At 39.6% G+C, this 24,077-nt stretch carries 21 protein-coding genes; 5 read left to right on the top strand and 16 right to left on the bottom strand.

The window, feature by feature from the left end; translation table 11 throughout:
* Together H5160_RS14535 and H5160_RS14540 are read right to left on the bottom strand one after the other, a co-directional pair.
* Positions 1–1,326, bottom strand: a complete 1,326-nt coding sequence (locus H5160_RS14535) for a murein L,D-transpeptidase (RefSeq protein ID WP_182712260.1) — start codon at positions 1,324–1,326, stop codon at positions 1–3.
* Positions 1,327–1,536: 210 nt separating this feature from the next.
* Entirely contained in the window at positions 1,537–2,514 is a 978-nt protein-coding gene (locus H5160_RS14540; protein ID WP_154903681.1) for a DNA topoisomerase IB, read from the bottom strand.
* Positions 2,515–2,826: 312 nt separating this feature from the next.
* Between H5160_RS14540 and H5160_RS14545 the strand changes: the two genes are divergently transcribed.
* Together H5160_RS14545 and purU are read left to right on the top strand one after the other, a co-directional pair.
* On the top strand, positions 2,827–4,713 hold the full coding sequence (locus H5160_RS14545; RefSeq protein ID WP_182725105.1) for a hypothetical protein: 1,887 nt from the start codon (positions 2,827–2,829) through the stop codon (positions 4,711–4,713).
* A gap of 206 nt (positions 4,714–4,919) precedes the next feature.
* On the top strand, positions 4,920–5,750 hold the full coding sequence (purU, locus tag H5160_RS14550) for a formyltetrahydrofolate deformylase (RefSeq protein WP_024597310.1): 831 nt from the start codon (positions 4,920–4,922) through the stop codon (positions 5,748–5,750).
* 99 nt (positions 5,751–5,849) lie between these two features.
* Here the strand turns inward: purU and H5160_RS14555 are convergent, their stop codons facing one another.
* The gene (locus H5160_RS14555) at positions 5,850–6,500 is read right to left on the bottom strand and encodes a response regulator transcription factor (RefSeq protein WP_002958948.1); all 651 of its coding nucleotides are present in this window, start codon (positions 6,498–6,500) and stop codon (positions 5,850–5,852) included.
* A 104-nt stretch (positions 6,501–6,604) separates the two neighbouring features.
* Positions 6,605–8,545, bottom strand: coding sequence for an acetate--CoA ligase (gene acs / locus H5160_RS14560; protein ID WP_024597311.1), 1,941 nt, complete (start codon positions 8,543–8,545; stop codon positions 6,605–6,607).
* A gap of 442 nt (positions 8,546–8,987) precedes the next feature.
* Between acs and H5160_RS14565 the strand changes: the two genes are divergently transcribed.
* Complete coding sequence (locus H5160_RS14565; protein WP_182737845.1) at positions 8,988–10,154, top strand: DcaP family trimeric outer membrane transporter; 1,167 nt, start codon at positions 8,988–8,990, stop codon at positions 10,152–10,154.
* Between the two features lie 219 nt (positions 10,155–10,373).
* Positions 10,374–12,497, top strand: a complete 2,124-nt coding sequence (locus tag H5160_RS14570) for a TonB-dependent siderophore receptor (RefSeq protein WP_182737847.1) — start codon at positions 10,374–10,376, stop codon at positions 12,495–12,497.
* A 188-nt stretch (positions 12,498–12,685) separates the two neighbouring features.
* Here H5160_RS14570 and recA read toward each other — a convergent pair whose 3' ends face one another.
* A complete protein-coding gene (gene recA, locus H5160_RS14575; protein ID WP_002958952.1) occupies positions 12,686–13,729 on the bottom strand; it encodes a recombinase RecA in 1,044 nt (347 codons plus the stop codon).
* Positions 13,730–13,796: 67 nt separating this feature from the next.
* Positions 13,797–14,285: a CinA family protein gene (locus H5160_RS14580; protein WP_182737848.1), complete on the bottom strand. Its 489-nt coding sequence runs from the start codon at positions 14,283–14,285 to the stop codon at positions 13,797–13,799.
* A gap of 21 nt (positions 14,286–14,306) precedes the next feature.
* On the opposite strand from H5160_RS14580, the gene mutS reads away from it, so the two are divergent.
* Positions 14,307–16,892 (top strand): DNA mismatch repair protein MutS, encoded by a 2,586-nt coding sequence (gene mutS, locus H5160_RS14585; RefSeq protein ID WP_182693730.1) that lies wholly within the window; start codon positions 14,307–14,309, stop codon positions 16,890–16,892.
* Positions 16,893–16,983: 91 nt separating this feature from the next.
* Here the strand turns inward: mutS and rpoS are convergent, their stop codons facing one another.
* From rpoS to H5160_RS14635, 10 genes are read right to left on the bottom strand one after another with little or no spacing between them, the layout of a single operon-like run.
* Positions 16,984–17,958 (bottom strand): RNA polymerase sigma factor RpoS, encoded by a 975-nt coding sequence (gene rpoS, locus H5160_RS14590; RefSeq protein ID WP_002958955.1) that lies wholly within the window; start codon positions 17,956–17,958, stop codon positions 16,984–16,986.
* 35 nt (positions 17,959–17,993) lie between these two features.
* Entirely contained in the window at positions 17,994–18,818 is an 825-nt protein-coding gene (locus tag H5160_RS14595) for a peptidoglycan DD-metalloendopeptidase family protein (RefSeq protein WP_182695077.1), read from the bottom strand.
* A 41-nt stretch (positions 18,819–18,859) separates the two neighbouring features.
* The gene (locus H5160_RS14600; protein WP_002958957.1) at positions 18,860–19,438 is read right to left on the bottom strand and encodes a YqaA family protein; all 579 of its coding nucleotides are present in this window, start codon (positions 19,436–19,438) and stop codon (positions 18,860–18,862) included.
* 9 nt (positions 19,439–19,447) lie between these two features.
* Complete coding sequence (locus tag H5160_RS14605) at positions 19,448–20,086, bottom strand: protein-L-isoaspartate(D-aspartate) O-methyltransferase (protein WP_002958958.1); 639 nt, start codon at positions 20,084–20,086, stop codon at positions 19,448–19,450.
* Positions 20,076–20,840 carry a 5'/3'-nucleotidase SurE gene (gene surE / locus H5160_RS14610; protein ID WP_024600608.1) on the bottom strand — a complete coding sequence of 255 codons (765 nt, stop codon included), beginning with the start codon at positions 20,838–20,840 and terminating at the stop codon, positions 20,076–20,078. The genes H5160_RS14605 and surE overlap by 11 nt, the downstream gene beginning before the upstream one ends.
* Positions 20,821–21,873: a tRNA pseudouridine(13) synthase TruD gene (gene truD, locus H5160_RS14615; protein WP_182737849.1), complete on the bottom strand. Its 1,053-nt coding sequence runs from the start codon at positions 21,871–21,873 to the stop codon at positions 20,821–20,823. Before truD ends, surE begins: the two co-directional genes overlap by 20 nt.
* Complete coding sequence (gene ispF / locus H5160_RS14620) at positions 21,870–22,367, bottom strand: 2-C-methyl-D-erythritol 2,4-cyclodiphosphate synthase (RefSeq protein WP_024604077.1); 498 nt, start codon at positions 22,365–22,367, stop codon at positions 21,870–21,872. Before ispF ends, truD begins: the two co-directional genes overlap by 4 nt.
* Entirely contained in the window at positions 22,364–23,065 is a 702-nt protein-coding gene (ispD, locus tag H5160_RS14625; RefSeq protein ID WP_182737850.1) for a 2-C-methyl-D-erythritol 4-phosphate cytidylyltransferase, read from the bottom strand. The genes ispF and ispD overlap by 4 nt, the downstream gene beginning before the upstream one ends.
* Complete coding sequence (gene ftsB, locus H5160_RS14630; RefSeq protein WP_002958963.1) at positions 23,055–23,342, bottom strand: cell division protein FtsB; 288 nt, start codon at positions 23,340–23,342, stop codon at positions 23,055–23,057. The genes ispD and ftsB overlap by 11 nt, the downstream gene beginning before the upstream one ends.
* A gap of 37 nt (positions 23,343–23,379) precedes the next feature.
* Positions 23,380–24,015 (bottom strand): hypothetical protein, encoded by a 636-nt coding sequence (locus H5160_RS14635; protein WP_002958964.1) that lies wholly within the window; start codon positions 24,013–24,015, stop codon positions 23,380–23,382.
* Positions 24,016–24,077: the final 62 nt, after the last annotated feature.

The following is a 24,077-nucleotide window of genomic DNA, read 5'->3' on the forward strand; positions in this document are numbered from 1 at the left end:
TTATTTATTTTTTAATAAAGCGGCAATCACCGACTGTTCATCATTTTTGAATAGCGCTTTTTTATCGCGTTGATATATGTCATCTCTAAAGTTAACCAGCTTATTTTCGTCAACCCATGCAGTCCAATAAACTAAATGAATAGGAAGAGGCTCATCTAAATAAAACGTCTGAGTACTATTTTGAGCAAGTGCGCTGTCCATATTATTGAGTGTTTGCACTTCTCCTTCGTGCTTAATAATTTCACGCGCTAACGAAAAAGGCTTTTCTATTCTTATACAGCCATGAGATAAAGCTCGGTTTGCTTGGCTAAAACGGTGCTTTGCTGGTGTATCGTGAACATAAATTGCTTCGGGATTGGGGAATAAATACTTAACTTCCCCTAGGGGGTTTTCTTCACCAGCACGCTTTACTAAAAAGTGATCAAATTGGTACGGCTTAATAGAATCCCAATCAATATTGCTTGGATTAACAGTTTGTGAGTCTAGGTAGCTGTTTTTTCTAATTTCAATATTATTTTTTACAAGATAGTCAGGATCCTCGGCTACCTTTGGAGCAATTTCTTTGGTGGCAATTGAGGTGGGTATACGCCATTCAGGATTAACTACAAACTTTTCTATTTCGTCGCTAAATGCAGGTGTTTCCCAACTTGGTTTACCTACAATTACGTTATTTTTTAATTTTACATCGCCAGCTTTTACAAATCGTAAGCTGTATTCAGGAATATTTACATACACATATTGCTCATCACTTGCGCCTGCAAAGTTAGTTATTCTATAAAAGTTAAGTTTTAATTTATCGAGTTTTTGCTGTGCGGGCACATTAAGCGATGCAAAAGTACGCTTACCCACTCGGCCATCAACTTTTAAACCATGGCGGCTTTGAAATTGCTTAACAGCTTGCTCTATATCTTTATCAAACGTGCATATAACTTCGTCGCACACATTAGTTTTTAAGTCACGCTCTTGGTATAAACGCTGTGCAAGTAAGCTCACTTGTTTATTATTACTGCCTAGTTCAAGCAATTCATCGTTATATAAGTGTGTAAAACCACCTTTGTTAACTATTTCTTGATACCAATTAATGGCTTTTTCTGTACGTTCAATTAACTGCGCTGAATATTGGTCAAAGTAGTAGGTGTCATCTGCTTGCACGTACTTTTGTGAGTTGTAAGTAGTTAGTGAAGAGTTAGCGAGTACCACACTTTCAAGCTCATTGGCAGCGAGTGTTGGTGCTGAGCATAAGCCGCTCATGCCAATAAACAATGCAGTTTTTAAAGTAAAACCCTTTGCTTTAGTAAGCGCTTGATTTGAAAATGACCCCTTCACTGTGTACCTCCTCGCTAAATATCGTTGATAAATGCTTTTGTACTTACCAATAAGTAGTACACTGGAGGTGCAACGGTAATGCCAAATTAAAGTTTCAAAATAAACAATTGAAATTTAATGACTTTTTAAAAAATCTTATTCTAAACGTTAATAAATTAAACTAGAGAATATGTAATTACTATGCTCAAGTGTGTAAAGTTGCTATGGCAATTAATCTTTTAAAAAAGCTAAAAAACCACGTTCATAACGACTCAAGTACTTTGTTTTTCGTGGTAATGAAAGAGACTCTCTCCACGCAGTTTGAGTATCTTCATCTTCTTTACACAGCGTAATTAAATCGGGATGCACATAAGATTTGCGTGCTATAGCGGGAGTATTACCAAGTTGCTCAGATACGCTATCAAGCATGTTTTTTAAACTAAGCGCCCCTTTAGCTTTAGCTAATTGTTTGAATGCAATAACGCTTGCTCGCCAAGTTCTAAAGTGTTTTGCACTAAACTCCTCGCCCATTATTTGCTGAATGTATTGGTTTATTTCACTTGATGTAACATTTGTGCGCTCACCTTCATTTATATACTGAAATAAATGCTGCCCGGGTAAATCTTGTAAGTCTTTTATAACATGGCTAAGCACCCTGTCGGTTATATTTACTTCACGTTCTTTACCTGATTTGGCACGATATTTTAGCTGAATATTTTTGCCCGTGAGTTGTGCATGGCGTGTTCGTAATGTTGTCGCACCAAAACTTTTATTTTGCTTTACGTTACGCTCGTTACCTACCCTCAGCGCACCTAAATCCATAAGTCTTACAACTGCTGCTAAAGTGCGTTCAATATTAAGCTCATCGCCTTGTAAGTCTGTTTCTAAACGCGCTCTTAACAAAGGGAGTTTATTACCAAATACTCCACATGCTTGGTATTTTTTTGCTTCTTGTTGCGCCCTAAATTCAGGATGGTAACGGTATTGCTTTCGCCCCTTACTATCAAATCCTGTCGCTAAAATATGTCCGTTTTCTTCTGGGCAAAACCAAGCGTTTTTATAGGCAGGCGGAAATGCCAATCCATTCAAACGATCAATCACATTTTGCTCTTTTATTTGCTTACCGATTGGATCAAAGTAAAGCCAACTTTTCTGTTTAAGTTTACGAGTGATCCCTGGTAAATTATCGTCTACATAAATTAGCTTCATTAACCCTCCAGTTATATTTAAGCATGCGTCGGAATACAAAATGTATCACTTTAAAATAACCTTAAACTGAACAAGATTATTGATATATAATAAAAAACCAACAACAATTATAAATACTTAATATATATTAATAATTCTATTTAGGTTTTCGTAAAAGTAGGTCGAACTTACGCGCCAGCAACAAGCCTATTACGATTAAACTCGATGCACTTAGCGCTAAAAAAAGCTACTTGAGATAGATTTATTACCCTAAGTTCAGATTAATTACACTTTGTCCCCCGCAATTGGGGTGCTGTTTAAATGGAGAATTCAATGGCTTTTGATTATGGATCGATTGATCTTGGACTAAAAAACCCCTTCAAACTGGAAGGTAAAGTAACAGCATTAAGAGGACTCATTGAGTCTATAGCAGGTATTAGTTTACTTGTTATTGCTGCGGGCTCTGTGAAAGAAGATACAACCGCGGGTTGGATTTTAATGGTGTTTGGCATGCTTATTTTAGCATTCGGCATTCGCTCACTATCGGCAGGTATTTACGCAACACTTAAATACTTTGTAGGTAGAAACCACCCAACTTCACTTGCTTATAACTACAGTAAATCGCAAGCATCAACCGCTCAAGAAGAACAAAAAGAAGTAGCCTACACAGCGCAATCACTTGAAGAAATGCTGGTTGGTCGTAAAAACAGTACATTTAAAGAGCCTAATGGTTTTTTATCACGCTTACTTCACAGCTTAATCCCTAAGTTATTGTTTCTACCATATCCTATTCGAAATGTTGCCCAGCGATTATTTGGCTCATGGGTAAGCACCTTTGTCGCCCTTATTGCTTATGGCCTTGTTGCATTTGTATCTTTGTCGGGCTTTACCGGTGAAGCTGGGGAATTAGCATTTCCGGTCTATAGTGCAATATTAATGTTTTACGTGCTTTTTTCGTGGCGCTCTACAGGTAAACCTATCTCTCGAAATGCAGAAAAGAATATTGAAGCACTTGGTACTGGTGCACTCGCTAAAATTATTTCTTTATCTTTTATTTTACCCATCGCTATTGGTCTTTCTATGTCATGGTTGATGAAAGAGCAGCACATTAGTAAACAAGAAATAGATAACTGGCTTGAGCAACTGCCTAGTCTTCATGCTGGAATGTACTTAATTGCAATTATTGTATTAGCAACTCTAAGCTGTGCGCTTGCTTTTATCATGATTAAAGCGCGTTTAAATTCAGTTACCCCTTCAGCTGAAGTATCTGAACTACGTGAAAACTGGCAAGAGTCTGTTCATCCAGACGAGATTTTCATAAACCTCGATAACCTAGTAATGGCTAATCGCCGTTATAAAGAAGTACCTAACAGAGTTTACAGAGAATTAGACCCTAAGCTTCAAGAACAAATAGAAGGTAAAGGCGGTTTTAAAGGTGAAATGATCCAAGAGATTCAGCCTAAACTGCACTCAATGGACTTAGGTAAAAACTTTACACTCGCGAGATTACTTGCTTTGGTGAGCGGTAACTTACTTTATATTGTAGCGTTAGCATTTACTGTACTTTTAGCGTATTCGTTTATTAATATTTACCATTACATTGATGCGGCAAATATTAATAGTTTTAAACAGGCATTTAATAACCAACATGTCATTCAATTTAGTGAGCTATTAATGACAAGCTTTCACTTATTGCTAATAGGCGTACTTATTAAAGCATTTGCGCAGTTACTTGCAAACACAGCGCATCTATTTTTTGCAGAAATGCAATTTGAGTCACTGCTTGTGTACTTTAAATGTGAAGGCACTTTTACTGAGTCTAAAATATCAACAGGTACTGGTATTCACGATAGCACCCGCTCAGAAAATACTTTAGTACGCAGTAGCATAACGCCTTGGATTATTGTTTCTCGTGTTATCTCTACTACGTTTGCTGCAACAGGTATGAAAAACCTTGAACATCCTCGCCACATTATGGAAATGCATAAAGACGAAGGACAATTACAAGCAATCAAAAAAGACGTTATTTCATTCTTAAAAGACCGCGAATCTATCGCCTCAATCACCAGTGAGCGTGATTTAGGTAATGCGTCACAAATACATCAACTAAACCAACAAACGCGCGCTATACCTACTCAGCAAGCGATAACGAAAGATGATGAAGAAGCTGCCGGGTATTTAAGACAAGAAGAAAACTTATCTCCCGAGCCCAAGGGTTAATTAACCTCAAACCTAGATAACTTTTATTAATGCCACCTTGTTAACTTAGGTGGCATTTTTTTTAACCTCTATTCAATACTTTTTAACTTTATTACCTCTTTTGCACTCAACAACATGATTAATATTGGATTAGTTCACAAAGCCCTTGCTTTATGTGCCAAAACACAAATAATGAAAGGATTAATTACAGGGTAAGAATGAGGACAATGAGCTATATACTAACCACCCAATGTGCTGATGATGTAGGCTTAATAGCTAAAATTACAGGGCTTTGCCATAAAAATAATTTAAACATTACGCGTAACAACGAATTTGTAGATAAAGACGCGCAGCGATTTTTTATGCGTACAGAGCTTACAGGTGAGCCACAAAGCGACTTTTTAGATCAATTACGCGCACTGTTGCCACAAGGCGCTAAACTTGCGCTACATTGCGGCGCAAAAACTAAAGTAGTTTTACTGGCAACTAAAGAAGCTCATTGTTTAGGTGGTATGCTGTTAAAGCAATTTGAACAAACTCTTAATATTGAAGTACTCGCTGTAATTGCTAACTATGCTGATTTAGAGCCGCTAGCTAAAGGGTTTGGTGTGCCATTTCATGTTGTATCGCACGAAGGGTTAACCCGTAGCGAGCATGATAAAAAGGTAGGCGATTTAATTGCCAGTTACAATCCTGACATTATTGGTCTTGCTAAATACATGCGTATTTTAAGTCCTGAATTTGTGGGTCGATTTGAAGGTAAAATAATTAATATTCATCACTCATTTTTGCCAGCATTTATAGGGGCTAAACCTTATCATCAAGCATTTGAGCGCGGTGTAAAAATTATTGGTGCTACCGCTCACTTTGTTAATAATGAGCTTGATGAAGGGCCTATTATTTTGCAAGATGTAACCAGCGTTACACATGCTAATACCGCCGAAATGATGGCTAAAATGGGCAAAGATGTTGAAAAAACAGTGTTTTGTAAAGCACTTCAACTTGCCTCAGAGCATAAGCTATTTATTAATGGTAATAAAACCGTGGTGTTTTCTTAGCATTAATCCAACTGCTTAATTATTCTACATATAAAAAATGCCAGCATTGTTGCTGGCATTTTTTTATCATAAATAAGCTAATAACTTTTTAAATGTAAATTATGCCTGCTCTATTGGTTCGAGCTTTAATTTAGCGGCAATTAAAACGGCTTGGGTACGATTGTACACACCGAGTTTTCTAAATATGGCTGTAATGTGTGCTTTTACTGTCGCTTCTGATATGTGTAGTTCATAAGCAATTTGCTTATTAAGTAAACCTTCGTGCAGATATTGCAGCACTCGGTATTGTTGAGGCGTTAATGAGGCAACTTGCGCTGCTATTTCTCTATCTTCACCTTCAATTTCAGCTACTTTGTTTTTTAGCTCTTTTGGTAGCCATGTATCGCCTTCAAGTATTTGGTTAATTGCACTGGCAATATCATCAGACGATGATGATTTAGGAATAAAACCCATAGCGCCGTAACCCATTACTTTAGAAACGATATTCACGTCTTCACTACCCGAAACAACGGCAATAGGTAAGCTTGGGTATTCTTCTCTAATACGAATAAGACCATATAAATCACCATTACCTGGCATGTGAAGGTCTAGCAGTAATATATCAAGATCCTCTTGCTCGCTTAACACTTGCAGTGTGCTGTCAAAATCGGATGATTCAAAAACCTCTAAACCCTCAAATTTTGCGCTCAGTGCGCCCTTTAGTGCTTCACGAAATAACGGATGATCGTCCGCTATTAAAAACTGACTCATGGTTCACTCCTAATAAATTCGGCTGCCAGTTAGGTTTAAAACCTTTACTGACAGCCGATATACTACGTTTAGAATCAACTTGTAATCAAGTTTTTAACGCACATTTAACGATTTAATCTGTTCTCGATTAGTTCATCGACAACTGAAGGATCGGCAAGCGTTGACGTATCACCGAGTTGTTGGTGCTCATTTGCAGCGATTTTACGTAAAATACGACGCATAATCTTGCCTGAACGTGTTTTTGGCAAACCCGGTGACCATTGAATCATATCTGGAGATGCAATTGGGCTGAGCTCTTTACGAACCCAATTACGTACCTCTTTAGTTAATTCATCGCTTACAGTTACACCTTCGTTAGGCGTAATGTAAACATAAATACCTTGGCCTTTAATATCATGCGGGTAACCTACAACAGCAGCTTCTGCTACCGCTTCATGCGCAACTAACGCACTTTCAATTTCGGCAGTACCAAGGCGGTGCCCAGACACATTAAGTACATCGTCCACACGACCTGTGATCCAGTAATAACCATCTTCATCACGACGACAACCATCGCCTGTAAAGTAAACTCCTGGGTAGGCGCTAAAATAAGTTTGTTCAAAACGTTCATGGTCGCCATAAACAGTTCGAGCTTGCGATGGCCAACTATCTAAAATAACTAAATTACCATCTACGGCACCTTCGAGTGTATTACCTTCAGCATCAAATAATGCAGGCGCAATACCAAAAAATGGATGTGTTGCAGAACCTGGTTTTGTATCAGTAGCGCCCGGAAGTGGTGTGATCATAATGCCACCGGTTTCTGTTTGCCACCATGTATCAACAATCGGGCAATTAGATTTACCAATACTCTCGTAATACCATGTCCACGCTTCTGGATTTATTGGCTCACCTACTGAACCTAAAATACGTAAACTATCGCGATGTGACGAAGCTGTAGGCTCATCACCTTTAGCCATTAGTGCTCTAATTGCTGTAGGGGCGGTATATAAAATAGTAACACCGTGTTTATCAACTACTTCGCCCATACGCCCTGCAGTTGGATAAGTGGGGACACCTTCAAATAAAACCTGAGTACAACCGTTTACTAATGGCCCGTACGCAATGTAACTGTGGCCTGTGATCCAACCTACATCGGCACTACACCAATACACATCATCTTCTTTTAAATCAAATACGTATTCATGTGTCATTGATGAGTAAACTAAGTAGCCACCTGTAGTATGTACAACACCTTTAGGCTGACCAGTAGAACCTGATGTATACAATATAAACAAAGGATCTTCAGCATTCATTGGCTCTGGCTCACACTGTGCCGGTAAGTCAGCAACTAGCTCGTGCCACCATATATCGTGCTCATTCCAATCAACTTCACCGCCTGTTAATTGATGCACAATAACGTGTTCAATTGTGGTTACAGTTTCTTGCGCTACCGCTTCATCTACATTTGCTTTTAATGGAACACAATTTCCTGCTCTGCGTCCCTCATCAGAAGTAATAACAACCTTAGCACCAGAATCTCTAATACGATCAGCAATAGCCGATGGTGAAAAACCACCAAATACAACAGAATGAATAGCACCAATACGTGCACAAGCTTGCATTGCATACACCGCTTGTGGGGTCATTGGCATATAAATAGCTACGCGGTCACCTTTTTGTACACCCAGTTTTTTTAAACCATTGGCAAATTTAGCCACTTCGTCATGAAGTTTTTGATAAGTAATGTTCTCACTTTGAGAAGGATCATCTCCTTCCCAAATAAGCGCAATTTTGTCTGCTTTCGTTTTTAAGTGGCGGTCAATACAGTTGTAAGACGCATTTAAATAGCCATCTTCATACCATTTAATACTGATGTGGCCTTTATCAAAAGAGGTGTTTTTAACTTTAGTGTAAGGAGTAGACCAATCGAGGCGTTTGCCATGCTCACGCCAAAAACTTTCAGGGTCATCAATAGATTGCTTATAAAGCGTATTATATTTATTTTTATCAATGAGAGTCGCATCTTTAATATGCGCAGGAACTGGATAGATACTTTGTGACATCTTCGTCTCCATTTAAATTACTTGCCTTAAGCTTTTATCAAGGATTACTCAGCAGTACTTTATTAAGTATTAGACCTTAGTTGTACTCTACTCCAATTTACTCATTTGTAGTTTATAATCCACCTGCTTTCAATTTTTTTACATAAATAATACAACGCGTTAAATGTAAGTAAATGCAAACTAATCAACTCTAAAACCTTAGTCTTATAGACCAATAGGTAATTGAGTAAATATTGCACATATTCAAAAGTATTTGTGCACTTTAATAAAGATATTTGCGGTATTACTTGCCAAAGCTTTATTTAACGAATGAAAACAATATGTGTATTGAAAAGCCAAATTAACACCCTTTTTTATTCGTAAGTAATACTAGTAGCAAGTAATACAACCTTACATGAAAAAAAAAGCAACAAACAACAAGTAGCCTATAAAGGACACCACAATGAAATTTACCCCATTAAAAACATTAGCAGCAAGCGCTGTATTATGTGCACTATCAAGCACTGCTTATGCAGCGACTGCCGCAAAAATTGGTGATACGGAATTTACTTACGGTGGATACATTAAACTCGACTCTATGTGGAGTGATTATTCAGCGGGTGCGCCTGCAGGCTCAAACGTAGGTCGTGACTTTTACGTACCAAGTACGTTAACAGTTGGCGATGATAACAGCTCAGATGCTGTATTTGATATGCATGCTCGTGAGTCACGTTTTAACTTTGGCACAGCCACTGTTATGGATAACGGTAAAACCGTTAATGCTAAAATTGAAATTGACTTTTTGGCCTCGGCTGCTGGCGGTAATGAGCGAGTTTCAAATTCTTACGCCCCGCGTATTCGCCATGCGTTTGTGACTTACGATGGTTGGTTATTTGGTCAAACATGGTCTAACTTCCAAAACGTGGGGGCGCTTGCTGAAACGCTTGATTTTGTAGGCCCTGCTGAGGGCACTGTGTTTGTGCGTCAATCGCAAATTAAATACACCACTGGCGCATGGTCGTTTTCATTGGAAAACCCAGAAAGTACAATTTCTACTACTAGCGGTATGGTAGTAACTGATGATGCATCATTGCCTGACTTTACAGCTCGTTACACACACAAAGCCGATTGGGGTAACATTGTGGTTGCAGCGCTTGCTCGCCAACTTACTTATAAAGTAGGCAGTGTTGATGCAGATGAAACTTCTTTTGGTATTAGTGCATCAGGTAAAATAAACCTTGGTGAAGACAACCTTAAATTTATGCTTACTCAAGGTAAAGGCTTAGGCCGTTACGTAGGCTTAAACGTTGCTCACGGTGCAGTACTTAATGGCGATGAACTAGATGCCATTGATTCGACTTCTGGTTTTGTTGCTTACCAGCACAAGTGGACAAGCCAATGGCGTTCAACGTTCTTATATTCATTCTTCAGTGCTGATAACAACACTGATTTATTAGCTATTTCTGGTGATCCGACTGAATCAAGCCAAAGCTATAGCGCTAACATTCTATACTCACCGGTTAAACGTCTAACTTTTGGTGCTGAGCTAAAGCATGCTGAGCGTGAAACTGAAAGCGGCGTTGATGGCGATTTAGACCGCTTACAGTTTTCTGTTAAATACTCTTTTTAATAACTAGAAAGCTAACTACTTTAAAAAGCGGCCTAGGCCGCTTTTTTTATAAGCGAGATTGAGTTCTATATAATTCATCAATTCGTACCTAAAATCTTTATATGTGGCGCTAAAATCCAAAAAAATAGAATTATTATTGATAAAAACACTAAACACAATTGCAAATCGATATCATTTAGATTAAGTTACGCACTTCTTTTGAACTAACTGGAAAAACTTATGTCGTCCCCTCAAGTTTTGCGTTTATCTAAACTAAGCTTTGCTACTTCTTTAATTTTATCTGGTTATGCACTTGCTGATGAGGCAAATGTAAAATCTGAACCTCTCGAAAAAATTGCGGTATATGGTCAGCATCATAAAAACTACATTACTGAAGAAGCGCAATCGGCTACCAAACTAGGTTTAACAATTAAAGAAACACCACAATCAATCTCGGTAGTTTCACGCGCACTAATGGACGACTTTTCACTAGACGACATAAACTCAGTACTTGAAAGCACGCCAGGCGTAACAGTAGAGCAAATAGAAACAGATCGTACTTACTTTAAGGCCCGTGGTTTTGAAATTACGAACTTTCAAGTTGATGGCTTAGGGATCCCACAAAGCTCAGGCTCTATTCAAGGTAGTCTTGATACATCAATTTATGACCGTGTAGAGATAGTTCGCGGTGCTAATGGTTTAATGACTGGCGCCGGTAATCCTTCTGCAACTGTAAACATGGTTTTAAAAAAGCCAACTTATACAACACAGGCAAATGCATCAGCATCGTATGGCTCATGGAATAAAAAACGTTTAGATTTAGATGTATCTACGCCAATAAATGAAGACCACGCTGTACGCGCTGTATTTACAAAGCAAAAAGCTGACTCATATTTAGATCGCTACGAAACAGATAAAACCATTGTTTACTTAGCCTACGAAGGCAAATTAACAGACAACACATTATTAAGCGTTAACTATGTTAACCAACAAAAAGACGCAGATAGCCCGCTGTGGGGTGCACTACCTCTTTATTATACAGACGGAACAGCAACCGATTACGACGAATCAACCAGCACTGCTGCTGACTGGTCTTACTGGGATAACAGTGCTGAGCAAGTATATGTAACACTTGAACAAAACTTATCGGCAACATGGGTAGCTAGAGCACGTTATGCTCACATCGAAAACGAACAAGACTCAGAGTTGTTCTACGTATACGGCACCCCTGATAAAGATACTGAACTTGGTTTAACAGGTTATGCTAGCCGTTATGATTACGAAGATAAGCATGACTTATTTGATTTATATGCCAGTGGTAAGTTTGATTTATTTGGCCAAGAGCACGACCTATCATTTGGTGTTAGCCAAGCTAAAATGGATTACAACGAGCAGTCTCTTTACGATTACACTACAGGCAATGGTTTTCCAGATATGCCATCACTTAAAACGTGGGATGGTGTAGTACCAGAGGCAACACTTGCTGATGGCTTAGATGGTAGTAATATTACTAACGAGCAAAAATCAGCTTACATATCTACTCGCATTAAATTAAGTGAGCCTTTAAGTGTGCTCGCTGGTGTGCGTTATACCGATTGGAAAACAAAAGGGAGTGCTTACGGTGTTGAACAAACAAGAAGCGACTCTGAAGTTATTCCTTATATTGGCACGGTGTACGACTTTAACGAGTCTCTATCAGCTTATGCAAGCTACACAGAAACATTTGTACCGCAAAAAGAGCTTGATATTAATGCCAACCAATTAGCTCCCGTAATAGGTAAAAGCAGTGAAGTTGGTATAAAAGCACAGTTACTTGATGACCAAATTTTCGTAACTTTTGCTTACTTCGATGCAAAGCAGGAAGGGCTTGCCATAGCTTTACCCGACTCACTACCTAGTGATACGCGTTATTATGCAGCAGATGGTATTAACAGCAACGGCTTTGAAGTTGAACTAAGTGGTCGAATAACAGATGATTTAAGCGCAAGTGTAAGTTTTAGTAACCTAACTATTGATGGTGATGATTTAGTTAAAGATTACACACCTGAAAATCAACTTAAAGTGGCCGCAACCTACCAAGTACCTTTAGTTGATGGTTTATCATTTGGTGCAAACTATCGCTGGCAGGATTCAACTAGCCGAGTTCAAGTCGAAGATACAAATGGTATTGCAAGCGTCACTACTCACCAAGATGCATACGGGTTACTTGATTTAATGGCCACTTACGAAATTACAGATAACGTAGGAGTCACTTTCAACGTAAATAACACCACCGGTGAAAAATATTTGCACAGCCTGTACTGGGCACAAGGTTACTACGGTGCACCTCGTAACTACGCCCTATCTGTAAACTGGCAATTATAAATATATTTGATTAATTAAAGACTCTAGATTTTTTCTATTGAATTAAAAAACGACACATTTTTAATGTGTCGTTTTTATTTTATCTAACCTGATGTAAGTTTTTAATAACAAAAAAGCGCTAATCATTACTGATTAGCGCTTTTCAAAGCTCGGGTCAAATCAAGCTTAAAAACTCATTTGGGTGCAGTTTAAAGGTCTGGATCGTCGCCTAACTTATCTTCACCGTCTTCAGGTTCAATAGTTGCTTTTAGTAAAAGCATTTCGCGTAACTTACCTTCAATCTCATCTGCAATTTCTGGGTTTTCTTTCAAAAACTTAATTGAGTTAGATTTACCTTGGCCAACCTTGTTGCCACTGTAACTGTACCAAGCACCTGCTTTTTCAACAATTTTATGCTTAACACCTAAATCAATTAACTCGCCTTGCTTAGAAATACCTTCGCCATACATGATGATAAATTCAGCTTGTTTAAATGGCGGCGCTACTTTGTTTTTAACAATTTTAACGCGGGTTTCGTTACCAACAACTTCATCACCTTCTTTCACAGAACCAATACGACGAATATCAATACGTACCGATGCGTAAAACTTAAGTGCATTACCACCCGTTGTTGTTTCTGGGTTACCAAACATAACACCAATTTTCATACGGATTTGGTTAATGAAAATACATAACGTGTTAGAACGTTTAATATTACCAGTAAGCTTACGTAATGCCTGTGACATTAAACGTGCTTGTAAGCCCATGTGCGAGTCGCCCATGTCGCCTTCAATCTCAGCTTTTGGTGTAAGTGCAGCAACCGAGTCAATAATAACGACGTCTACTGCGCTTGAACGTACTAACATGTCACAAATTTCTAGTGCTTGCTCACCTGTATCAGGTTGAGATACAAAAAGGTCATCAATATTTACACCTAGTTTTTGTGCATATACAGGATCAAGAGCATGCTCAGCATCAATGAAGGCACATGTTTTACCTTCTTTTTGAGCTTCTGCGATAACTTGTAAAGTAAGCGTTGTTTTACCAGATGACTCAGGACCATACACTTCAACAATACGTCCCATAGGTAAGCCACCTATGCCTAAGGCAATATCAATACCTAGTGAACCTGTAGATACAGATTCAATGTTTAACGCTTTGTTGTCACCCAATTTCATAATTGAGCCTTTACCAAATTGACGTTCAATTTGTGATAGTGCTGCGTCTAACGCTTTTTGTTTGTTATCGTTCATTTTGTTCTCCAATCCAGCTAATGCGAACAAGTATACTGTATGAAATCACAGTATCAAGCTAATTTTTTCATTTTATCACATCTATTACACTTTTTAATGCAAATACAATAGCTTGCAGTCTTACTTGAGCCCTATCACCAGTAAATATTTGTTTAAAGGTCAGTACTTTGTCATCAATTTGTATGCCAAACCATACAAGTCCAACAGGTTTACCATCTGTCGCCCCGCCAGGCCCTGCAATACCCGATACAGCTATAGATATATTAGCGTTTGTTGCTTTAATAGCACCTACTGCCATTTCATGGACTGTTTGCTCGCTCACAGCACCGTATTGATTTAATGTACTAGCACTAACATTGAGCAAATCTTGCTTTGCTTGGTTACTATAAGTGACAAATGCACGGTCGATATAAGCTGAACTTCCAGGTGTATCGGTAAGCGCATAACTCACTCCGCCACCAGTACATGACTCAGCAGTAGTGATCCATAAGCATTTATCCGTTAAAATAGCGCCTAATTGCGCAGCAAGTGTTTTAATCTCTTGATGTAATTCCATATTCAGCCTTTGGGTAAATACATGTCGTTTGATCTTTATGCACCACACACTATAAAACAACAAACCCCTATGATGCAGCAGTATCTAAAAATAAAATCAGAGCATCGCGATATTTTATTGTTTTATCGTATGGGCGATTTTTACGAACTTTTTTTTGATGACGCTAAACGCGCCGCTCAATTACTCGATATTTCGCAAACTCATCGTGGTAAAGCTGGCGGCGATCCCATTCCTATGGCGGGCGTACCCTACCATGCGGTAGAAAACTACTTAGCACGTCTAGTCCAAATGGGTGAGTCAGTCGCTATCTGCGAACAAGTGGGAGACCCTGCAACCAGTAAAGGCCCTGTTGATCGTAAAGTAGTGCGTATAGTTACACCCGGTACAATTTCTGATGAAGCGCTTTTACAAGAACGACAAGACAATCTCCTTACCAGCGTTTGGCAAAGTAAAAAAGGCCTATACGGGATTGCTTATTTAGACATTAACTCTGGTCGTTTTAATATTGTCGAAGTAAATACCGACGAAGCCTTTAGCTCAACTATTCAGCGCCTATCACCAGCCGAGCTTCTGTATAGCGAAAGCTTTGAAAACGTTCATTTAATTGAACATATAAAAGGTGCTCGCCGTCGCCCAGAGTGGGAATTCGACTTAGATACGGCTCAGCACTTATTATGCGATCAGTTTGGTACTAAAGATTTAGTTGGCTTTGGTGTTGATAAAGCCCATAGCGCTCTTGTTGCTGCAGGTTGCCTAATGCAATACGTAAAAGATACACAACGTATTGCACTGCCACATATTCGTGCAATTACGCTTGAGCACAACGAACACGCTGTTATTTTAGATGCCGCTACCCGTAAAAATTTAGAATTAACTGTTAATTTATCGGGCGGGTTTGAAAATACACTTGCTCAAGTACTTGATAAAACAGCAACGCCAATGGGTTCTCGCTTACTTAAGCGCCGTATTCATACACCAATTCGTAATAAAGACGAGCTAAATTCACGTTTAAATGCAATTAGCGCTATTTTAGATGCGCAGCTTTGTGGTGAATTACACGAATCATTAAAAGAGATTGGTGATGTAGAGCGTGTTATTGCACGCCTAGCTTTATGTACTGCACGCCCGCGTGATTTAACTCGCCTGCGCAGTGCGCTACAAGCACTTGCACCACTACATACTTTGTTAGCTGACGCTAACGATCCTCGTATAGCAGGTATCATCAAGCACTCGCCTGAACTCCCTGATTTACAAGCGTTATTAGAACGAGCTGTGATAGAAAACCCACCGGTACTTATTCGTGACGGTGGTGTTATTGCTCCAGGTTACAATAGTGAACTTGATGAGTGGCGTAACTTAAGCAAAGGTGCCACTGATGTCCTTGAGCAATTAGAACTGCGAGAGCGCGAACGTACGGGCATTAGTACGCTTAAAATTGGTTATAACCGCGTACATGGCTTTTTTATTGAAGTAAGTAGAGCTAATGCGCACTTAGTGCCAGCCGACTACATTCGTCGCCAAACGCTTAAAAATAACGAACGCTACATTATTCCAGAGCTTAAAGAGCACGAGGATAAAGTACTCGGTAGCCAATCAAAAGCTCTCGCGCTTGAAAAACAACTATACGAGGAGCTGTTTAGATTTATTGCTCCACATATTGAGCAGTTGCAAATGATGGCAGCAGCATTGGCCGATTTAGACGTTTTAAACAATTTAGCTGAGCGTGCATTCGCACTCAATTATGCAAAACCAGAATTGTGCGATAACGACAATATAAGCATTAAGCAAGGTCGTCACCCTGTTGTTGAACAAGTAATGAAAGAACCGTTTATTGCTAACCCTGTTGAATTAAACAGCCAACGTAAAATGCTAATTATTACCGGTCCAAACATGGGCGGTAAATCAACCTATATGCGCCAAACGGCACTTATTGTTTTAATGGCTCACATTGGCAGTTATGTACCCGCTGACAGCGCTAAAATTGGTAATATCGACCGCATATTTACACGTATTGGTGCAAGCGATGATTTAGCATCAGGGCGTTCAACCTTCATGGTAGAAATGACCGAAACAGCGACTATTTTAAATAATGCAACTGCGCAGTCTTTAGTGTTAATGGATGAGATTGGTCGCGGTACAAGTACTTACGATGGACTCTCTCTTGCGTATGCAACAGCCGATCATTTAGCATCAAAAATATCTGCTAAAACATTGTTTGCTACGCACTACTTTGAATTAACAGAACTTGCTGAGCAAACTACGGGCCTTGTAAACGTGCACCTTGATGCAATAGAGCATAACGACACTATTGCGTTTATGCATACAGTTCTCGACGGTGCAGCAAGCAAAAGCTTTGGTTTACAAGTAGCAGCTCTTGCAGGTGTGCCAAAAGCTGTGATTGCACAAGCAAAGCAAAAACTTAAGTTGCTTGAAAATCATCAAAGCGTTACTGCACCAAATACAGAGCAACAAGCCTTTACTTTTAATAACGAAATTGCACAAAGTACACCTTCTGAAGTTGAAGAGCAGTTAAGCGCAATCGACCCTGATAATTTATCGCCACGCCAAGCGCACGATTTGTTATATAAACTAAAAGCATTGCTGTAATTTATATCACCTAATTTACAAGCATAAAAAAAGCCGAAGAATAAACTCTTCGGCTTTTTAACACACATAGTCTCTTAAACTATTTAACTAGTTACGAAAACTGATTAAACAAGCTATCTGTACTTAAACCTTCTTGTTGCAAAATGTCTTTTAGACGACGTAATGCCTCTACCTGAATTTGTCTTACTCGCTCACGTGTTAAGCCTATTTCACGACCTACATCTTCAAGTGTAGATGGCTCATAGCCAAGCAGTCCAAATCGACGTGCTAACACTTCACGTTGTTTAGGGTTTAATTCACCTAACCAATCAACAATATGTTTATTAATATCATTATTTTGTACTTCGCCTTCAGGACCAGCACTTTTTTCATCAGGAATGATATCAAGTAGTACACTGTCGTTTTCGCCACCAATAGGCATGTCTACTGATGCAATTCTTTCGTTTAAACGTAGCATTTTAGTAACGTCTTCAACGGGTCTATCTAGGCAAGCTGCAATTTCGTCAGCTGTTGGCTCATGGTCAAGCTTTTGAGTTAACTCACGCGCTGTACGTAAATAAACATTAAGCTCTTTAACTACATGAATAGGTAAGCGAATGGTACGCGTTTGGTTCATAATGGCACGTTCAATTGTTTGACGTATCCACCATGTAGCGTAAGTAGAGAATCTAAATCCACGCTCAGGGTCAAATTTTTCAACTGCGCGAATTAAGCCTAAGTTACCCTCTTCAATTAAATCAAGTAGAGCAAGGCCGCGATTATTGTAACGACGTGCTATTTTAACAACCAAACGTAAGTTACTTTCAATCATACGTTTACGTGAGGCTTCACACCCTCGAAGTGATTTGCGAGAAAAAAACACTTCTTCTTCAGCACTAAGCAAAGGAGAAAAACCAATTTCGCCTAAATAAAGTTGAGTTGCGTCAAGATTTTTAGTTACTTCTTCTTTAGCAAAGATTTCATCGTCGTCTACTTTATCTAGTAGAGCTGTGCTTTCATCAACATCGATGTCATCGAACTTTTCGTCAGTCGTAGTATGTTTGTCAAGTTTTGCTGCGCTAGCCATAAGCCTTCTCCCGAGCAATTATCAATACCTAAAAATTAGGGTAGGTATTTAGCAGGATTGACAGCTTGCCCTCGGTAGCGGATTTCAAAGCGAAGCGCGGTGACCGGAGATTCTGAATTACCAATTTCTGCTATTTTTTGTCCTGCCTTAACTTTCTGCTTTTCTTTAACAAGTAATTTCGAGTTATGTGCATAAGCACTTAGGTAATCATCATTATGTTTCAATATGATTAAACTACCATAACCTCGAAGGGCGTTACCCGCGTATACCACTGTTCCTTGTGCCGCAGCTAAGACTGAAGCCCCTTTGCGATTAGTAATCTGTAAACCTTTATAACCGTTTTCCTTATTAGAAAAGCGTTTGGTAATTTTGCCCTGTGCAGGCCAAAACCACTTAACTTTACTGCTCGACAAACGTTTAGTATTACTAATTTTGTTACTGGCTTGTTTCTGAACATACTCTCGTTGTTTTGGGGGATCAAGCTCTTTCTTTAAAATTTTGTTATTTTTTTGTAATTTTTTTATAGACTTTTTACTCGAATTCGTATAATTTCCATCCCTTTTTGTTTTTTCGGGCTTAGGGAGTAAGGAGATGTTTTGCCCAGGGAAAATTGTGTAAGGTGATGGAATTGAATTGTTTTTTGCCAACTCCCTAAAGTCTTGCCCAGCACTAAAGGCAATAGAGTAGAGCGTATCTCCTTTTTGTACTTTATAGCTAACCCCATTAATGTTAACAGTATGACCTAAATCATTAACATTATTATTTAAGCTACTAACAGGTGCAGGAACATGGCGAGAAGAGCAACCAAAGAGAAAAATACTAATAAATATAGTTACATACAGTAAACACTGTTTATTCATTGTATTTTTCCCCTAAATTAGAAAATTGATATTTTTAACGCTTAACGCAATAAAAAGTAAGCTAGCGCAATTAATACCACTAATCCCCAACCAAGTATTTCAATATACTGACGTAATTTTCGCTCCATTTGAGCTCCGCCCCACTTCATTAAGGCTGAAACTAAAAAGAATCGCGCACCGCGCCCAATGGCTGATGCTATTAAAAATGGCAAAAATGCCATTTGTAAAACGCCTGCGCCAATCGTAAATACTTTATATGGTATAGGCGAAAAACCGGCTAAAAACACAACCCAAACACCGTAATCCTTAAACCAGTTTAGTGCTATATCAAACTTTTCTTGCCAGTGCATTTGTGCAATCAATGGCTCTACAACGGGTTCAAATAGCCAAAAACCAAGTAAGTAACCAACCACTCCACCAATAACCGATGCTATTGTGGCAAAGCTTGCAAATCGCCATGCTTTGTTTGGTTGCGCAAGCGACATAGGTGCAAGCATTACATCGGGTGGTATCGGGAAAAAAACTGATTCTGCAAAGCTCATAGCAGCTAAGTAACGTTCCGCATGACGGTGTTTTGCCCACACTAGGGCCATATCGTATAACTTGGTAAACAACTTCAAAATGAATTCCTATTCAATATCGCCAGGTACTAACGGCACAAATCTAACGGGAGCAATAACATGCTCTTTATAATTATCGCCTTTGCGGATAACCATTACTAATTTTTGATCGCTCTCACCAATTGGGGCTAATAACACGCCACCATCGGCCAACTGAGCAAGTAAGTCTTGCGGAACTTTAGAGGCCGCAGCAGTCACTATAATACCATCAAACGGCGCTTGTGATTGCCAGCCTTGCCAACCATCGCCATGCTTCATGGTTACATTATATAAATCGAGTTGCTGCAAACGTCTTTTTGCCTGCCACTGAAGTGTTTTAATACGCTCTACCGAGTAAACCTTTGTAAACGTTTTGGCCAATATTGCAGTTTGATACCCAGATCCCGTACCTATTTCTAGCACTTTATTGCGCACACCAGCTAAACGAAGTAGCTCTGTCATGCGCGCTACTATGTAAGGCTGAGAAATTGTTTGCCCTTGCCCAATAGGGAGCGCTGTATTTTCATAGGCTTTGTGTTTTAGCACATCATCTATAAAAATATGGCGCGGAATATCAGCTATAGCACTAAGTACTTGCGTATCTTCAACACCTTCACGCTTTAGTAAGTCAGAAAGCGCTTTAGCACTGCGGGTATAATTAGCGAGCACGATTAATCTCCAAATCGGCTAACCATTCTCCTACTGCCTTTAAGCTATCTTTAGCTGTCATATCAACACTCAGTGGCGTAACTGAGGCATAGCCATTATTGATTGCGTAAAAGTCGGTGCCTTCACCAGCATCGCTTTCGGTGCCAAGCGATCCGTACCAATAAATATCACGCCCCCAAGGATCGGTTTGTTTCGTCATCGTTTCAGCTTTATGACGAGCACCTAAACGTGTTACTTGCACCCCTTTTAATTCACTTAATGGAATATCTGGCACATTAATATTTATTATTTGATCTTTTGGAAGCGGATGCGAAGCCAAGCCTTTAATAATATTTACGGTAACAGCAGCGGCTGTTTCAAAATGATCGCCATTATGTGAGCAAAGCGATACCGCAATTGCAGGCAGACCTAAATGGCGACCTTCAGTTGCAGCGGCAACAGTACCGGAATAAAGCGTGTCATCACCCAAATTGGCACCATGGTTAATACCTGCAACAACAAGGTCGGGCTTTTCATCAGCTAGCTGATTTACACCTAAATGTACACAATCAGTGGGTGTGCCATTAACTGACATAAAACCATTTTCGAGTGTAGTCGCTCGTAGCGGGTTCATAAGTGTTAAAGAATTACTCGCACCACTACAGTTGCGATCAGGTGCAACAAGGGTTACATCTGCAATTTGTATAAGCGCCTGATATAAAACCGCAATGCCTTTGGCATTTACGCCATCATCGTTACTTAACAGTATCTTCATTTATGCCATTATCCTTTTCTTTGCGCTCTCGAGGGCTAGCATCAGTGTAATCCACCAGCTCACGTAATAATGCGGTTGCAAAACACCCTTTTGGCAAACCAAAGCTTAGTTTTAGTGTGGTTTCATCAAGTGTTTCAACAGTTAAGTTTTGTGGAATTAAGCGCAGCATTCGGCGCTCATTTTTAAGGCCTAACTCACCTAAACCATCACACCATGTTTGGTAAGGTGCAAGCCATACTTTTTCTTGCTCGGTTAAGCCTTTTTCACTTTTACCCACCATAGGTGCCGACATCATAATATCGCCAGTGGCTAATCGCTCTATGTTTTCGTCATTAATTGCATCTTCAAAAAATGCATTGCTGCCGCTAAGCATAAATACTTCACGATGCATTGTTTTAGCTAAACCATGCTCTTTTACACGCAGGCTCACTAACTGATTAAATACATGCGATCGTGCTGCTGAAATAATAATACCGCGCAACTTTTTATCGCGAATACGCTCACCGGCAAACATTTTTTCAGCCATAACTAAGTTATGACCACCATGACCAAAGCGCTGCTCGCCAAAGTAATTAGGCACACCTGCGCGCACGGCATTAATACGGCATAAAATATCAAGAGGGTTGGTTACGTTACGAAGCGTAATAGTAAATTTATTACCTTTGTGGCAGCCCGTACGTAACTTACGGTCGTGGCGCTGTTGCGACACAATAAAAATACTCTCACTATTTAAATCACTAAAATCGATAGGCTTTTTAATTGGTACTTTTACACTAAACCACTGTGAGCACACGCCGTGGCGATCTTTCATGCCTGCATAGCTTACGTCTCGCGGTGAAACACCCGCACGCTGTGCAATTAGCTTTGCAACGTATTGCGTGTTTTCGCCTTTTTTAACCACCTGCAAACACACGTGTTCGCCACTGCCGGTAAATTCTATACCTAAGTCTTCATCAACCATAAAGTCTTCAGCTGTGGTTTTAAAATCAGCTTTAGAAAGCGGTGCACCGTATAAATAATTTAAATCGCTCATGCGTTTTTTGTACTCGCAAGCTCTTTACTCATAATAACCACCGCATGGCTCGAAATACCTTCTTTGCGCCCTTCAAAGCCTAGCTTTTCGGTAGTAGTGGCTTTAACGTTAATTTGGCTAAGGTCGCAATTTAAATCGCTGGCTAAATTAGCGCGCATAGCTTGAATATGTGGCAACATTTTTGGTGCCTGAGCAACAATAGTCACATCGCCATTACCAAGTACATAACCTTGTTCTTTAGCTAAGCCCACCACATGGCGAAGTAAAATACGGCTATCGATATTTTCATACTCGCTTGCCGTATCGGGAAAGTGCTTACCAATATCACCCATTGCAAGTGAGCCTAAAATAGCATCGCATAATGCATGAATAGCAACATCACCATCTGAGTGCGCTAAAAAGCCCTGTGGGTAATCAATTTTTTCACCACAAATAGTTAACGGGCCTTCGCCACCAAATTTATGTACGTCAAAACCATGGCCAATTCGTATCATAATCCACTCTCGTTTTGTTGTTTATGTAATAAAAACCCAGCCAGATCTAAATCCTCTGGCGTGGTTATTTTAATATTATCGCTACGACCTGCTACAAGCTTAACCGGTTTACCCGCCCACTCAATTGCACTGGCTTCATCGGTAATAGTAGCCCCACTTGCTAATGCGTTTTGCAGTGCATTTTTAAGCTCGTCATATTTAAAAAACTGCGGGGTAAGTGCTTGCCATAAATCATCTCGCGGCACAGTTTGTAGGGCATGAGTGTGGCCGCGTTTTATAGTGTCTTTTACTTTGCTAGCTAAAATACCGCCTTCATCAGCGCTTACGCATTCATCAATTAGACGTTCTATATCACTGATATTAACTAATGGACGAGCAGCATCATGCACCAATACCCATGTTGGTGGGTTAGGCGCTAAAAAAAGCAAGCTATTGAGCACCGAGTCGGCTCGCTCTTTTCCGCCACTGGCTCGCACAATGCGATTATCAAGCAGTGGGAGTTCGTCAAAATAGGGGTCGCTGTCGCTAAGGGCAACAACAATAGTGCGTAATTGAGGTAATTGAGAAAGTTTAGCTAAGGTGTGTTCTAAAATGGTTTTACCGGCTAATTGTATATATTGCTTAGGCGCATTGTGCTGCATTCTACTGCCAACACCCGCAGCAGGTACAATTGCTGCAATAGTCTGTTTATTTGTCATATTGTTTGCCCGGTAAAACACGAATAAATGTTTCGTCCGGTTTAATCATTCCCAATTCGTTGCGTGCACGCTCTTCAATGCCTTCTTGGCCAAGCTTTAAGTCTTCAATATCTGCTTTAAGTACTTTATTACGTTTAATGAGTTTTTCGTTGGTTTGATGATGCGACGTTACTGCACCTTTTAGTCGTGTGTAGTCTTGTAAACCATTATGACCAAACCATAACCTGTATTGTACAAACAGTGCTAAGCACAGTAAGCCAACTTGAAAAATACGCATTTAACACTCCTTATTTTAAATTCCAAATACCTTAACTTTAATACGCTAAGGGGCGCTTTAAATTGCGCCAATTAATACTACCCGCTAAAAGCATTTCGCGTAGTGATAAAACACGCGGCATACAACGCTTCGAAAATTGCCACTGATGCCCGCAACATGCAGCGGTTAAACTCACTTTACTTGGCTTTATTAGCTGAGCATTTTGCTGCTCTAGTCCATTTCCTAAAAAATCAAACCATCCAAGCTCGTTACAATGCAGCTTATTTTCGCCTAACTGATCGATACTGTCTATTCTAAGACGCACCTGATCGTAGCCATGCAATATAACGGGCACTATAAGCCCCACTTTGGCATACGTTTGATAAAAAAGTTCATTAGCTTGAACATTCACATCGGGTGGGGTCGGTTTTTGCTTTTCAAGCCACGTACCATTTTGTGCATCAAGCGTAAAAGGCGTGTCACCATTGGCAACTAACGTTGCCGCTCGCTCAATATAATAAGGTAGGCTTTTTAACTGGCGGCGCAGTTTATCGGCATTAGGCTCTGCAACTAATCGCTGAACCTCACGCTGATAAAACGCATTGCACAATTGTGCATACAACACTTTTTGTGCATCAGTTTGCCAAATTTCAACTTGCTGTTGAGCACCAAGTGACTGATTTTTAGCGACCAAAAGCTGTACTCAAAAATATTCAGGTAAATGTTTTATAACACAGTATTGAATGTTTTTTAAGC

This window comes from Pseudoalteromonas sp. SG43-4 (genome assembly GCF_014164325.1).
Taxonomy (GTDB): domain Bacteria; phylum Pseudomonadota; class Gammaproteobacteria; order Enterobacterales; family Alteromonadaceae; genus Pseudoalteromonas; species Pseudoalteromonas distincta.